The organism is Streptomyces glaucescens, from assembly GCF_002154375.1.
Taxonomy (GTDB): Bacteria; Actinomycetota; Actinomycetes; order Streptomycetales; family Streptomycetaceae; genus Streptomyces; species Streptomyces glaucescens.
Genome location: NZ_MUND01000534.1, coordinates 1 through 13,740 on the forward strand (window position 1 = coordinate 1; position 13,740 = coordinate 13,740).

The window sequence follows — 13,740 nt, forward strand, 5'->3', positions numbered from 1 at the left end:
CACCCGCTCCCCCCGAGCCCCCCAAGTGGCTCGAACTCATCGGCACGGTCGGCTCGTCCCTCTCCCTCTTCACCGCCGTACTCTTCTACTTCGGCTGGGCGAGCACAGACGCCGAGACCCGCGCTCTCGGCCTGCGGGACACCCTGTTCCGCTTCTCCACCGCCGACTACCTGCTGCGCAGCGTGGACGCGCTCTACCTCCCGATCCTCGGGGTGGCGGCCGCGGCTCTGGCGGCGGCGGCCCTGCACCAGAGGGCCGAGCGGGACGCGGCACGAGCCGCGCCGGTCATGCGGTGGCTGCGGCACGCCTGGGTGCCGGCGCTACTGGTGATGCCGCTGTACTCCGTCGCACCGGGCGTGCTCAACTTGGTGATCCCACTGGTCGTGCTGCTCGGCGTGCTGCTCGCCGCCTACGCCCGAACCCGCCCCGAATCGGACGGCCCACCTCCGCCACATCGACGGCGGATCTGGGTGCCCGCCCTGCTGGTGGCGCTGGTTGCCCTGTTCTGGGCCGTGTACGCCTACGCGGGGATCGTAGGGCGGGGCCGGGCCGCCCTGACGACGGCGACGGTCGCCTCACAGTTCCCGGCCGTGGTGGTGTTCAGCGAGCGTGACCTCCTGATCCGAGGTGGCGGGAGCTGTGTCGCGGCGGTCGACGAGAAGGGCAGCCCGTACCGCTTCCGGTACGCCGGCCTGCGGCTGTTCCACGTCTCCGGGGACCGCCTGTTCCTCGTCCCTCGGCGCTGGGCGCCGTCGGACGGCACGCTGTACGTGCTGCGCGAGGACGAGGCGGAGGTGCGAGTGGAGTACGTAAGCGGCGGCGAACACCGCGAGCGGGAGTGCGAGAGGGCGCTGACAACGCCCTGAGCCACTGCCCGTCCACGACCGCCAGCGGGTGCTCCCGCTCCGCCTACTCCCGGCTCACTGTCCCGATCCGCATGCAGCGCCACGGCGCGACGGGGACTCGGCTGCAGTCCCTTCCGCCGGGCGGAGTCAGAACGAGTTCACCTTCAGCCGCCTCAAAGAGCACCCTTGCCAAGGTCCTCGTCTATGACGACGTCTGGGTCACCACGTCCTTCAACTGGCTCTCCTTCAAGGGCGATCTCGACCGGCGGCAAGCCCGGGCCGGCGGACGGACAGCCGGCAGCCAGCACGGGCGGGGCAGGCACCGTGGCCGAGCAGCGGAAGCTGGCCGAGGATGGAGAGCGACCAGGATGTGCTTCCGCGGAGGCCTAGTTCCTCACGATGCGCCACCGGTTGTCGGCAGTGCCGTCGTCCGAGTCCTGGACTGCGAACGCACCCACAGCGGTGGAGTTGTTCGCGATGGCGAGCAACTTGCCGCTGTTGTCGTTGCGGATCTTGTAGGTTCCGTCTCCCTGGTCGGCCAGCGTCCATCGGTGGTCGGCGGTGCCGTTGTCCGACCACTGCAGGACGGTCGCGCCGTCTGCCGTGGACATGCCCTGGACGCCGAGCACCTTGCCGCTGTGAGCATTGCGGAAGCGGACCGCGTTCCCGTCGGTGATCATGTGCCACTCGTGGTCGGCGGTGCCGCTGTCCGACCACTGCAGAGCGCGGCCACCGTCGGCCGTGGACATGTTCTGGATGCCCAGCACGAGACCGCTGCCCACGTTGACCAGACGGAAGGTGCCGCTGACGTTCCAGTAGACGGTGTAGTTGTGGCCGTGCGCGTCGTAGAACGGGCCCAGGTTGACGGTGGAGCCGCTGGCGGTGGCAGTGAAGGCGAGCGAACCGCTGCTGGTTCGTGTGATCGAGGCCGTGTTCAGCGTCGGGAGGGAGCTGAGCGAGGAGTCACCGTAGTTGCCGGACAGGACCACCGGGCCGTAGCTGATCGCGGCGACGTTCGCGTTGTCGTTGGCCGCTCGCATGACGATCCGCATGGGCAGGCGAACGGTGACCCTGTCGCCGGAGACCCACGAGCGACTCAGGGTCGCGTAGCTGCCGGGGGTGGTGCTGACGTTCTGCGCGACGCCGTTGACGCTGATGGTGGCCCCGGTGCTCCAGCCCGGGATGCGGATGCGCATCGCCCAGGTTCCGGTGACGTTGCCGGTGACCTGCAGGGTCGTGGTGTCGCTGACGGGGTACGACGTGGTCTGGGTGACCGTGATTCCGCGCTCCGACCAGGTGAGCACCGAGGGCACGAACAGGTTCACGATCAGCGTGTTGTCACTGCGGAAATAGATGGAGTCCATCAGCCTGGTGTGCATCTCCAGGCCCGTGCCCTGGCAGCACCAGAAGGTACCGTAGTCGGTGCTCCAGGTGCCGCCGCCCCACGCCGGGCCCACCCCGCGTCGGCCTCCCGGGTTGAGCGGAGTGAAGTAGGTGACGTGGCCGTGGTCGTCGGCCGGGTTCTGCTGGCCGATCATCTGGTTGAGCCACGCCCGCTCGTAGTAGTCGAACAGCGCGACCCGGTTCGGGTCCAGCGCGAACAGCTCCCGGGTGAGGGTGAGCATGTTGAAGGTGTTGCAACTTTCGCACGTGTCCTTGTTCAGGTAGCCGGCGATGGCGTTCGGGGCACGGAAGTGCTCCGCCTGGCTGTTGCCGCCGATGGCGTAGGTGTGCGCGTTGACGGTGAAGTTCCAGGCGTGGGTGGCGATGTCCCGGTACCGGGTCGTGCCGGTGGCCTTGTACTCCCGGGCGGCCCCGATCCACTTGGGCACCTGGGTGTTGGCGTGCAGTCCACCCAGCTGGTCCTGGCCGGACGCCAGGGGGTCGAACACCGCGGCGTGGTCGAACCGCCGGGCGACGGTGAGCCACCGCGCGTCGCCTGTCTGCTGGTAGAGGTCGGTCAGCACCGTGTTCATGCCGCCGAACTCGGTCTGCAGCATGGCCTGCATCTGCTGGCCGCTCAGCCTGCCGGTGCGCCAGTCGACCCACCCGGCCAGGGCGAGCAGCACGTCGCGGGCCTGTGTGCTGCCGATGTGACGCCACACGTCCAGCAGGCCGGCGAGGGTCTTGTGGATGGTGTAGTACGGCACATTGCCGTTGCTCAGGGTCCGCTGCTCGAGAGCGGTGAAGTCGGACTCGGGGTAGCCGGAGAGATACCCGGCGTTGAAACCGGCGGCGCCGTTGTTGGCCTGGCATTTGGCCAGCTCCGTGACCATGTAGGTGGCCTTGTCCCGGCAGACGGTGTCCCCGGTCACGGCGTACAGCTGTGCCCAGGCCGTGAGGAAGTGCCCTTGGACGTGGGTGCGGAAGGGGAAGTTCGGTGCGTCCCAGCCGCCGGTGGCGGCGGCGCCGTTGGTGGAGAGCCGGTGATTGGCGCGGAAGTTGTACAGCAGCCGGTCGACATCGACGAACCGCAGATAGTTCTGCGTTCGGTTCTGGTTGTCCAGCCACCGGCTTGCGGTGAGCCGGACCTGGCTGAGTTCGAAGGGGTGCGCCAAGACCCCTATGTCGGCCCTTGCGGGAGGAACGGCCGCCTGCGCGGGAGATGCGCCCATGAAGGATCCCGTGGCAGATGCGGCGACCGTGGCCCCGGCTACTTGCAGCAGGCGCCGTCTGCTGACGAAGGAAGACATCTTGCACCTTTCGATGACGAGAGAGCGATTGCTTGGTCGTTGACACCCTGTTGCGGGCGACCAGGACGAACTCGGCCCCGGCCTGCGCGCGCAGCTGCCACTGCTGGCTCGTCCGGCCGTCGGCGGTCATCTGTACGACCGCCGCGCCCTCCGCCGCCGAGGACCGCCTTGTCGAGCACCTTGCCGCTGCGGACACAGGCGATGGTGTGGTATGCCCCCATCCCTGTGGACCGGAAGGCCCACTGCTGGTTCGACGCGCCGGTGTCGGGCCACCGGATGACGGCGGCCCCATCCGCGTTCGACGCACGGTAGACGTCGGCGACCGTGCCGTTGCGCACGCTGACGCACGTGTGGACCCTGGTGGGCGCGATGGTGTGCTACTCGGGTTGTAGGTGTAGAGGCCGACTCGGTCACCGCGGTGTCCGCCCCAGGTGAGCTGGTAGGTGCCGCCGGACGAGGGAAAGACGCTTCCGCCGAGTTCCGGTTCAACTCCAATCCGATACGGGTGACATCGTCGACCGCGCCGCCGAGTGTGCGCCCTCGAGGGCGTCGAAGTCCGGTGTCCAGGCGGTGAGGTTGGGGAAGGGCTCGCGCCCGGAAAGCGCGCGGTTCGGGGCATGGGGGGTGGGCTCCTTCCGGAGGCGGGACCGCTCTCGCACCGCGATGACCGATATTCCGAACGTAGGCCGAATTGCCGGACAGGGTCGGCGCCGAACGTAAAGGGTTTCCCGTATGGAAGTCAACGTGTATGACAGTGCGGCTTCTTCGATATCCGAGCGGCGCGAAATGCACCGAACGGTACTCGTCGGAAACATTGACGAAACCACGGTCCAAACCTATCTTCTGCAAGTTCCGCACGCTGTTCGTCATGCCGAACAATTGCACCCCTCGTCACCCACGGCGATCGGCCCAGCGGACCGGCCGAGCCCGGAGGAAGAGTTGAACAGAAACCGTAAGAAAGCTGCTCGCCCTGCTGGGCCCACTGCTGCTGGTCCTGCTGGGCGGCGCCGTCTTTGAGGGCACCGCCTCCGCCGCCGCCCCGCCATGATGACCGCGTTCACCAACAGCAGTGAGTCGAACTTGTATGTGTACGAGTCGCCGGACGCCACCGGATTCACCCTGCAGAAAGGTCCCGCCCACACCCCGCCGTCCGCGCTGATCCGGGACCCCAGCATCCTCAAGCACACCGACGGCTACTACTGCCTCACTTACACCACCAACTGGACGGGAAACGACGATCGGTTTCGCCCGGAGCACTGACCGGGTGAACTGGACGTTCCTGCACAACTACACGATCCCGATCAGCGGGCTGACCCGCACCTGGGCACCTGAGTGGTTCATCGACACCGACGGCAGCGTCAACGTGTCCCCGACGGCGGCGAGCACCGCCACCCACTTCACCGCCTACACGATCACGGCGGCCAACGCAGCGCTGACCACCTGGTCCACGCCCATTCAGCTGTCCGGTATCGGCCCGAACTACATGGACACTTCATCGTCAAGGTCGGCTCCACCTACCATGCGTTCACCAAGAACGAGACGATGAAGTACATCGAGTACGCCACCGCCTCCAGCCTCACCGGCCCTACACCCTGCGTAAGACGGGCAACTGGGCCGGCGGCAGCTCCTTCAAGGTGGTCAGCCCCTGGGCCTGACCTGTCCGCGATGTTCTCCCGGGATCTGAGCCTGTTCGGCCCAGATCCCGGGCTCGGGGTTCATCCGGTGGTCAGAGTGGTCCACTTCTGGTTGGAGCCGCCGTTGCAGTCCCACAGCACGAGCTGTGTGCCGTCGGCCGTGGAGGAGCCGGGAACATCGAGGCAGCGGCCGGAGGCGGGGTTGCGGTAGCCGCCGTCGTAAGGCTGCCAGACCTGGTTGGCACCGCCGCGGCAGGCCCAGAGCTGCACCTTGGTGCCGTTGGCGGTGGCCCCGCCGGCGGCGTCGAGGCACTTGCCCAGGGAACGCAGAGTGCCGTCGGTGTAGGCGGACCAGTACTGGTTGGCACCGTCGCCGCAGCTCCATGTCTGGACGGCGGTCCCGTCGGCGGTGTTGGCACCGTTGACGTCCATGCACTTGCCGGCGATGCCGGACTGCACGCGGGCGGGCGCGGGGGCGGGGTTCTTCAGCCACCCGGCGCTGTCCGCGGACTGGACACCACGGTGGAAGGCGTCGGCCATCTTCTGATAGCCCGCGTCGTTGGGATGCAGGGGGTCGGCCAGGTCGGCCGTGGTCAGACTGCTCATGTCGACGAACGCGACGCGTTTGCCCGCGGCCTGCGCGTCACTGACGATTTGCCGGGTGGCCTGGTTGTACGTGCCCCGGAACCGCTCCTCCGAGCTGCTGGTGGACACGACCAGGGAGGCGACGAGGACGGTGGCGTCGGGGACGTCGGCGGTGATCTGGTCGACCAGCGACCTCAGCCGGGCGATGGCGCTGTCGACCTCGGAGGCTCCTTGGAGGTCGTTGGTACCGATGTGCAGCGTCACGACGTTGGGCCGGTAGCGGGTCAGTGAGGCGTCGGCGAGCGCCGCGATCTGGTCAATACGATATCCGGAGTGGCCTTCGTTGTCCGGGTCGGACATCGAACCGTTCCGCACCGTGCCCACGAAGTCCAGGGGATGGCCGTCCGCCGCGAGCCGGTTCCACAACGGCGCGCGGTAGCCGTTGCCCGTACTGCTTCCCACGCCCCAGGTTATCGAGTCGCCCAACGGCATGATCCGCAACGACGTGTTGGAGGCGGCGGAGGCAGGGGCCACACCTGTCACCGTTACTCCGAGCGCGACAGCGACAAGCGTGATCAGGGACTGAACCCAACGCATTTTCATGCAGCGTCCTCTTCTGCGAGTGAGTGCTGAATCAGCGGGGATGATCGCCGTTCGTGTCAGCAACTCGGCCGCAACGCCTTCCCTTCGGCCTCGGCGGCCGCCTGACTTACTGTTCGGAACGGTCGGGTGGGGGAGCGCATACCGAGCGGGTCGGCCCGGACACACCGCACGAGCGCACCCGTATAGATACCACGATCCGGGCTGAAACATCCCATGAATCGCCCCGCCTTTGGACCCTCGGCGTCGGCGAGGGTCCGTACCGTGGTGCGCAGACGGCCCATAGAACTGCACCGTCGGCTCTCGTGGTCCACCACAACATCGCCGAGGAGGTGCTGACCCGGTTCGCCACCACTGCGAAACGCCCTGTCCTCGGCGATCCCGCGCACGGACGCACGCAGTTGGGGCCGCTATCAGCCGAGCCGCCTTCGACCGGGTCGCGGCGGCGGTGGTCGCGACCCGCTCCGCCGGAGCCCACATCCACACCGGCGGTCTGCCGCACGGTCTGCCTCCGCGTAGTGCGTGGCGATTCTGGAGCCGGCTGACAAAGGCAATTGACCCGCGCGTCGCGTGATCGTCACCCCTGGGGGATGACGTCGTGGTCCCCACGGCTAGGGTGTGGCGCCGTACTCGGCGGATCACTCCCCTGAAGAGATGGGACTGGGGCTCATGGACGCGGATCACGTGAGGCTGGTCGTCGCGGCGCAGCGCGGTGACCAGCGGGCACGCGAGGAGCTCGTTTCCGCATATCTGCCGTTGTTGTATAACATCACCGGACGGGCGCTGAGCGGCCATGCCGACGTGGACGACGTCGTCCAGGAGACGCTGCTGCGCGCGGTACGCGACCTGCCCGCGCTGCGGGCCCCGGAGAGCTTCCGGTCGTGGCTGGTGTCGATCACGCTCCGGCAGATCAACACGTACTGGCAGCGGCAGCGCACGCTCGCCGACCGGACCACGCTCATCGACGAGGCGCTCCCGGTGCCGGACGCCGCCGCACCTCTGGAGGACACGACGATCCTGCGGCTGCGCATGTCCGACGAGCGCGGGCAGGCCGCCGAAGCCGCCCGTTGGCTCGACGCGGAACACCGGGTGCTCCTTTCGCTGTGGTGGCAGGAGTGCGCCGGGTTGCTCAGCCGCCAGGACATCGCCGACGCAACAGGGGTCAGCGTCTCGCACGCCGGGGTCCGCCTGCAGCGCATGCGCGAGCAGCTGGAACTGAGCCGGACGATCGTCGCCGCGCTGGCAGCCGAACCGCGCTGTCCGGGCCTGAGCGCGACCGTCTCCGGCTGGGACGGTGCGCGAACGTCCGTGTGGCGCAAGCGGATCGCTCGGCACACGCGCGACTGCGCGATATGTACGGCGACGGCGGCCGAGCGGGTTCCGGCCGAGTTGCTCCTGGCCGGCCTCACGCCGCTGGCCGTGCCGGCGGCACTCGTCGGGGCGCTGATCACGAAGGGGTTGCTGTCGAGTACGACGGTGACAACGGCAGCAGCCGCGAGCGCCACGGGTACGGCGGCAGGGGGCGGCGCTCTGCTGGGCAAGCTGCACGCGGTGACCGCCCATCCGATCGCGACGCTCGCCACCGGCGCGGTGCTCGTCACCGGGACCGCCGCATATGTCGCCTGGCCCGAACCGGAGCACCGGGTGCCCGGCGCCGTCGCCGGGCCGACGGCCGGTACGACCACCCCGGCTCCGTCGGTCACGCCGTCGCCGCCGGGTCCGGCCGTGGTTCCGTTGGGCGCGCGGTCCCTCGAATCCGTGGACCGGCCCGGCCAATTCCTCGCGTATGACGGCGACTTCGCGACGCTCAGCAGCGCCGCGGCCACCTTCACCGTCAGCAGGGGGCTCGCGGACAGCCGGTGTGTCACGTTCCGGGCGGCCGACGGCCGGTACTTGCGCCACCACTACCTGCGGCTGCGCCTGAGCGCCGACGACGGCAGCCGGCTGTTCCGGGAGGACGCCACCTTCTGCCCGCGCCCCGGGACGGTCGACGGATCGGTGACTCTGCACGCGCACAACTACCCGGGCTCCGCCCTGCGGCCCCGCGACGGATCGATCCGCCTCGACGGCTTCGACGGCACGCGCACCTTCACCGGCCAGGCCTCTTTCGTCGTCCGCGCGCCGCTGACGTGAGAGCCGGGATCCGCTGACTTCGGCACCTCGGCCCGCATTACGTTTTTCTGCCGCGAGATTCGTCACTGTGCGGGCGCGCGTATTTTTCGTTACGCCGCCCCACCTTCCTCAGCCTCCTCTTCAGGGGCGCCGCTTCACAGGTGTCCCCCGCTGATCTGTCCCCTGAAGAAGGCCACTCCCCATGACCAGACACACTGACGAACCCCGGAAAGGCCTGCACCGGCTCCGTCGGCCCCGCAGGACGCTGGCGATCGGGCTGACCACCGCCTCCGCGCTGGTGACCGGTGTCCTCACGCTGCTCCCCAACTCCGCCGGGGCCGCGAGCCTGGAGGCTGAGGCATCCTCTTCGGGCCGGTACTTCGGCACTGCGACAGCCGCAGGGCGGCTGAGCGACTCGACGTACACGTCGATCGCTGACCGGGAGTTCAACATGATCACCCCGGAGAACGAGATGAAGTGGGACGCGGTCGAGCCGTCCCGCGGCAACTTCCAGTTCGCGGCCGCCGACAAGATCGTCAACCGGGCCCTGGAGCGTGGTCAGCGGCTGCGCGGCCACACCACGGTGTGGCACTCGCAGCTGCCGGACTGGGTGAAAGCGATCAACGACCCGAGCACGCTGCGCAGCGTCACGAACAACCACATCAAGACCACGATGGGCCGCTACAAGGGCAAGATCTACGCCTGGGACGTCGTCAACGAGGCCTTCCAGGACGGCGGCAGCGGCGCGCTGCGCGAGTCGGTGTTCAAGAAGGTACTCGGCAGCGGCTTCATCGAGGAGGCGTTCCGTACCGCCCGCGCAGCCGACCCGGCCACGAAGCTCTGCTACAACGACTACAACATCGAGGACTGGTCGGCCGCCAAGACCCAGGGCGTGTACCGCCTGGTCAAGGACTTCAAGGCGCGCGGTGTCCCCATCGACTGCGTCGGCTTCCAGAGTCACTTCGGGGCGGGCGGTCCGCCGGCCAGTTTCAAGACGACCCTCGCCAACTTCGCCGCCCTCGGCGTCGACGTGCAGATCACCGAGCTGGACATCGCCCAGGCGTCTGCTACGCACTACGCGACTGCGGTCAACGCCTGCCTCGGCGTGAAGCGTTGCACCGGCATCACGGTGTGGGGTGTCCGTGACAGCGACTCGTGGCGCGCGGACGAGAAACCGCTGCTCTTCGACGCGGCCGGCAAGCCGAAGCCCGCGTACGACGCCGTCAAGAGAGCGTTCGGCGCCGGGGCGGGTTCGACCCCGGCCGACCCGGGTGACGGCACCGGCCAGATCAAGGGCGTGGCCTCCGGCCGCTGCGTCGACGTCCCCGACTCCTCGACCGCCAACGGCACTCCAGTACAGCTGTGGGACTGCAGCGGGCAGTCCAACCAGAGCTGGACGTACACCGCCGCCAAGCAGCTGAAGGTGTTCGGCAACAAGTGCCTGGACGCGAAGGCCAAGGGTACGGCGAACGGCACCGAGGTGGTCATCTGGGACTGCAACACCGGCACGAACCAGCAGTGGAACATCAACCCCGACGGTTCGATCTCCGGGGTCCAGTCCGGCAAGTGCCTGGACGCGATCGGCGTGGGCACCTCCAACGGCACCAAGATCCAGCTGTACACCTGCGCCGGCGTCGACAATCAGAAGTGGACCGCCCCCTCCGGTTCGGCCGGTAGCACGTGTGCGCTGCCGTCCACGTACAAGTGGCGCTCGACCGGCGCCCTCGCGCAACCCGCGAACGGCTGGGCCTCGCTGAAGGACTTCACCCACGTCCCGTACAACGGCAAGCACCTTGTCTACGGGTCGATGTGGACGGGTACCTCGTACGGCTCGATGGCGTTCGCCCCGTTCACCGACTGGTCCGGCATGGGGGCGACCGCGCAGACGAAGATGAGCCAGAACGCGGTCGCGCCCACCCTCTTCTACTTCGCGCCGAAGAAGATCTGGGTCCTGACGTACCAGTGGGGGGCCTCGCCCTTCAGCTACCGCACCTCGGCCGACCCGACGAACCCCAACGGCTGGTCCGCGCCGCAGCCCCTGTTCACCGGCAGTCTGCCCGACTCCGGGACCGGTCCGATCGACCAGACGTTGATCGGCGACGACAAGAACATGTACCTCTTCTTCGCCGGTGACAACGGCAAGATCTACCGGGCGTCCATGCCGATCGGGAACTTCCCCGGCAACTTCGGCTCGTCGTACACGACGGTCATGAGCGACACCGTCAAGAACCTCTTCGAGGCACCGCAGGTCTACAAGGTCCAGGGCCAGAACCAGTACCTGATGATCGTCGAGGCGCGGGGCGCCAACGAGAACCGCTACTTCCGCTCCTTCACGGCGACCAGCCTGAATGGCACGTGGACCCCGCAGGCCGCCACCGAGTCCAACCCCTTCGCGGGAAAGGCCAACAGCGGCGCGACCTGGACCAACGACATCAGCCACGGTGACCTGATCCGCTCCAACCCGGACCAGACCATGACCATCGACCCGTGCCACCTCCAGTTGCTCTACCAGGGCAAGTCCCCGAACTCGGACGCCCCCTACGACGCGCTGCCGTACCGGCCGGGTGTTCTGACCCTGCAGCGCTGAGCTGTAGCACAGACAGCTATTCGCAAGGAGCACAGCCCCCCATGAACACCTCTTCCCCCACCCGCGCGGGCTCCCGGCGGCGCGGTCTGCACCGTCGCCGCCGGGGCGCCATCGCCCTGCTGCTCGCGGTGCCCGCCGCGGTCGTGCCGTACCTGCTCCTCACGCAGGACGACTCCCAGGCCGCGAAGGCCGGGGCGCCCGCGGCAGCACCGTACAAGTGGAAGAACGCGCAGGTCGTCGGCGGCGGTTACGTCTCCGGCCTCGTCTTCAACCAGCGTGAGCAGGGCCTGCTGTACGCCCGCACCGACATGGGCGGCGCGTACCGTTGGAACGCCCGCGCCGAGAAGTGGATCCCGCTGACCGACTGGCTCGGCGAGAAGGACTGGAACCTGCTCGGTATCGACTCCCTCGCCACCGACCCCGTCGACCCCGACCGGCTCTACCTCGGCGCGGGCACGTACACCAACGACTGGGCGGGCAACGGCGCGATCCTCCGCTCCACCGACCGCGGCCGCACCTTCAAGCGCACCGAGCTGCCTTTCAAGCTCGGCGGCAACGAGGACGGCCGCGGCGCCGGCGAACGCCTCGTCGTCGACCCGTCGGACAACTCGAACCTGCTCCTCGGCTCCCGCAAGAACGGGCTGTGGCGGTCCACCGACCACGGTGCGTCCTGGCGTCAGGTCGAGTCCTTCCCGGTCAAGGGCGGGGCGGGCAGCGGTGCCGGCATCTCGTTCGTGACGTACGGGCCGAAGGGCAGCGACACCGTGTACGTCGGTGTCGCCGACAGATCCACGTCCCTGTACCGGTCGACCGACGGCGGTGCCACGTGGCAAGCGGTCGCCGGGCAGCCGACCGGCCAGCTGCCGCAGCACGGTGTCGTCACGGGCGACGGCACGCTGTATCTGACGTACACCGACAACCTCGGGCCCAACGGCGTCACCGGCGGCTCGGTGTGGAAGTACACCCCAGGCGGCGGGAGTTGGAAGGACGTGTCCCCCTCACGGGGCACGTACGGCTTCTCGGGGCTCGCGGTCGACCCGCGCAAGCCGTCCACGGTGATGGTCACGACGCTGGACCGCTGGTACCCCGAGGACGAGATCTACCGCACCACGGACGGCGGTTCGACCTGGAAGGCCCTCGCCGGCAGGTCCGTACGGGACGCCTCCGGTGCGCCCTACGTCGGCACTCACACAGGTCACTGGATGACGGCCCTAGCGATCGACCCGTTCGACTCCGGGCACGTGCTGTACGGCACCGGCAACGGGATCTGGCGGAGCGAGGACGCCGACGCCCCGACGAGTCACTGGACCGTAGGGGCCAGGGGACTTGAGGAGACGGCGGTCCTCGACGCCATCGCCCCGCCCGGCGGGGCGACCGTCCTGACCGCCATGGGCGACCAGGGCGGATTCCGCCACACCGACCTGACGCGGGTGCCGTCCGGGCGGATGAAGAACCCGCTGTTGAGCAACAGCACCGACATCGACTACGCCGCGTCGAAGCCGTCGGTGATGGCGCGGGTCGGTACGGGCGGCAAGCAGGACGGCGCCTACTCCACCGACGGCGGCGCCACCTGGCGGGGCTTCGCCGCCGAACCGGTGGCCGACGCCCACAGCGGCCGTATCGCCCTCGCGGCGGACGGCTCCACCCTGGTGTGGACCCAGGCCGGGCAGGCGCCGTATCGCTCGACAGACAAGGGAGCGACCTGGTCGAAGGTGCGGGGGCTCGGCACGGGGGCCGAGGTCGTCGCCGACCGCTCCTCCGCCCACACCTTCTACTCCCTGACCGGCGGCACGCTCCACGCCAGCACCGACCGCGGCGCGACCTTCACCGCACGCGCGACCGGCCTGCCCGCCGACGGCCGCCTCAAGGCCGTCCCGGGCCGGGCCGGCGACCTGTGGATCGCGGGCGGCGGCAAGGGCCTGCTCCACTCCACGGACGGCGGCCGCACGTTCACCCGGCTCACCTCGGTGACGTCTGCCTCGGCGGTCGGCTTCGGCAAGGCGGCGCCGCGCGCCTCGTACCAGACGCTGTACCTGATCGGCACGGTCAAGGGCGTCACCGGCGTCTTCCGCTCCACCGACAAGGGCGCCACCTGGACCCGCGTCAACGACAAAGCCCACCAGTGGGGCGCCATCGGCAGCCAGGGCGTCATCACCGGCGACCCCGACACCTACGGCCGTGTCTACATCGGCACCAACGGCCGCGGCCTCCAGTACGGCGACCCGTCCTGATCCCCGTGTCTCACCCGTGACAGCGGGCCGCCTTCCTGGCCGAGGCGACATCACGGTCAGGAGGGCGGCCTGCGGCGTAACCGACCCGCTGTGTTGCGAGGGCGGGCGGATGGACTCCGAGCCATGACGCTCATGTGACGCTCCTCTTCACGAAGAGAGGCGAGCCAGGAGACCGCCTCTGACCTGGGGGTTTTCGGGTCCTGCTCAGACCGACACCTTTCCTTTGACGGGCCATGTTCGGCCGGTTCACTGCGCACGGAACCCTTCCACGCAGGTGGGCCTCTAGGAGGTGTCGTCAAACTCCCGTCTGCCCCGCGACGCCCGGCACGTATTCTCGCCGCACCGGACGAAAGCCCGAATACGCCCAGTACGCGGACTTCCGCCCGGCGCACCGAGAGCACGCACCGGACGCCGCAGGGCCGTCCTGCGGACGACGACGGGAGTTTGACGACA

7 protein-coding genes and 1 pseudogene are annotated in these 13,740 nt (G+C 68.7%); 5 read left to right on the top strand and 3 right to left on the bottom strand.

All coding sequences use genetic code 11. From position 1 onward, the window contains the following. Positions 1-866 (top strand): hypothetical protein (locus tag CCN42_RS42800; RefSeq protein WP_107427668.1); only part of this gene is annotated, 866 nt, incomplete at its 5' end. A 365-nt stretch (positions 867-1,231) separates the two neighbouring features. On the opposite strand, the gene CCN42_RS30875 is transcribed toward CCN42_RS42800, so the two are convergent. Both CCN42_RS30875 and CCN42_RS44945 read right to left on the bottom strand, forming a co-directional pair. After that, positions 1,232-3,538 carry a beta-L-arabinofuranosidase domain-containing protein gene (locus CCN42_RS30875; RefSeq protein WP_086740563.1) on the bottom strand — a complete coding sequence of 769 codons (2,307 nt, stop codon included), beginning with the start codon at positions 3,536-3,538 and terminating at the stop codon, positions 1,232-1,234. Beyond that, complete coding sequence (locus CCN42_RS44945; protein WP_245877539.1) at positions 3,499-3,876, bottom strand: RICIN domain-containing protein; 378 nt, start codon at positions 3,874-3,876, stop codon at positions 3,499-3,501. The genes CCN42_RS30875 and CCN42_RS44945 overlap by 40 nt, the downstream gene beginning before the upstream one ends. Positions 3,877-4,535: 659 nt before the next feature. Here CCN42_RS44945 and CCN42_RS30885 point away from each other — a divergent pair. Next, a pseudogene (locus CCN42_RS30885) lies at positions 4,536-5,172 on the top strand (glycoside hydrolase family protein); the annotation flags it as partial. 81 nt (positions 5,173-5,253) lie between these two features. On the opposite strand, the gene CCN42_RS30890 reads toward CCN42_RS30885, so the two are convergent. Further along, the gene (locus CCN42_RS30890; protein WP_169731559.1) at positions 5,254-6,360 is read right to left on the bottom strand and encodes a ricin-type beta-trefoil lectin domain protein; all 1,107 of its coding nucleotides are present in this window, start codon (positions 6,358-6,360) and stop codon (positions 5,254-5,256) included. A 651-nt stretch (positions 6,361-7,011) separates the two neighbouring features. On the opposite strand from CCN42_RS30890, the gene CCN42_RS30895 reads away from it, so the two are divergent. The 3 genes from CCN42_RS30895 (at position 7,012) to CCN42_RS30905 (ending at position 13,287) form a co-directional block, all read left to right on the top strand. Beyond that, entirely contained in the window at positions 7,012-8,490 is a 1,479-nt protein-coding gene (locus CCN42_RS30895) for a sigma-70 family RNA polymerase sigma factor (protein WP_245877541.1), read from the top strand. Positions 8,491-8,671: 181 nt separating this feature from the next. Then, the gene (locus CCN42_RS30900; protein ID WP_086740565.1) at positions 8,672-11,056 is read left to right on the top strand and encodes a non-reducing end alpha-L-arabinofuranosidase family hydrolase; all 2,385 of its coding nucleotides are present in this window, start codon (positions 8,672-8,674) and stop codon (positions 11,054-11,056) included. Positions 11,057-11,097: 41 nt separating this feature from the next. Then, positions 11,098-13,287: a WD40/YVTN/BNR-like repeat-containing protein gene (locus CCN42_RS30905; RefSeq protein ID WP_086740567.1), complete on the top strand. Its 2,190-nt coding sequence runs from the start codon at positions 11,098-11,100 to the stop codon at positions 13,285-13,287. Positions 13,288-13,740: the final 453 nt, after the last annotated feature.

Coding starts and splice junctions, on each gene's coding strand:
- CCN42_RS30875 (WP_086740563.1), bottom strand. CDS start 3,538: ATGTCTTCCTTCGTCAGCAGACGGCGCCTGCTGCAAGTAGCCGGGGCC.
- CCN42_RS30890 (WP_169731559.1), bottom strand. CDS start 6,360: ATGAAAATGCGTTGGGTTCAGTCCCTGATCACGCTTGTCGCTGTCGCG.
- CCN42_RS30895 (WP_245877541.1), top strand. CDS start 7,012: ATGGGACTGGGGCTCATGGACGCGGATCACGTGAGGCTGGTCGTCGCG.
- CCN42_RS30900 (WP_086740565.1), top strand. CDS start 8,672: ATGACCAGACACACTGACGAACCCCGGAAAGGCCTGCACCGGCTCCGT.
- CCN42_RS30905 (WP_086740567.1), top strand. CDS start 11,098: ATGAACACCTCTTCCCCCACCCGCGCGGGCTCCCGGCGGCGCGGTCTG.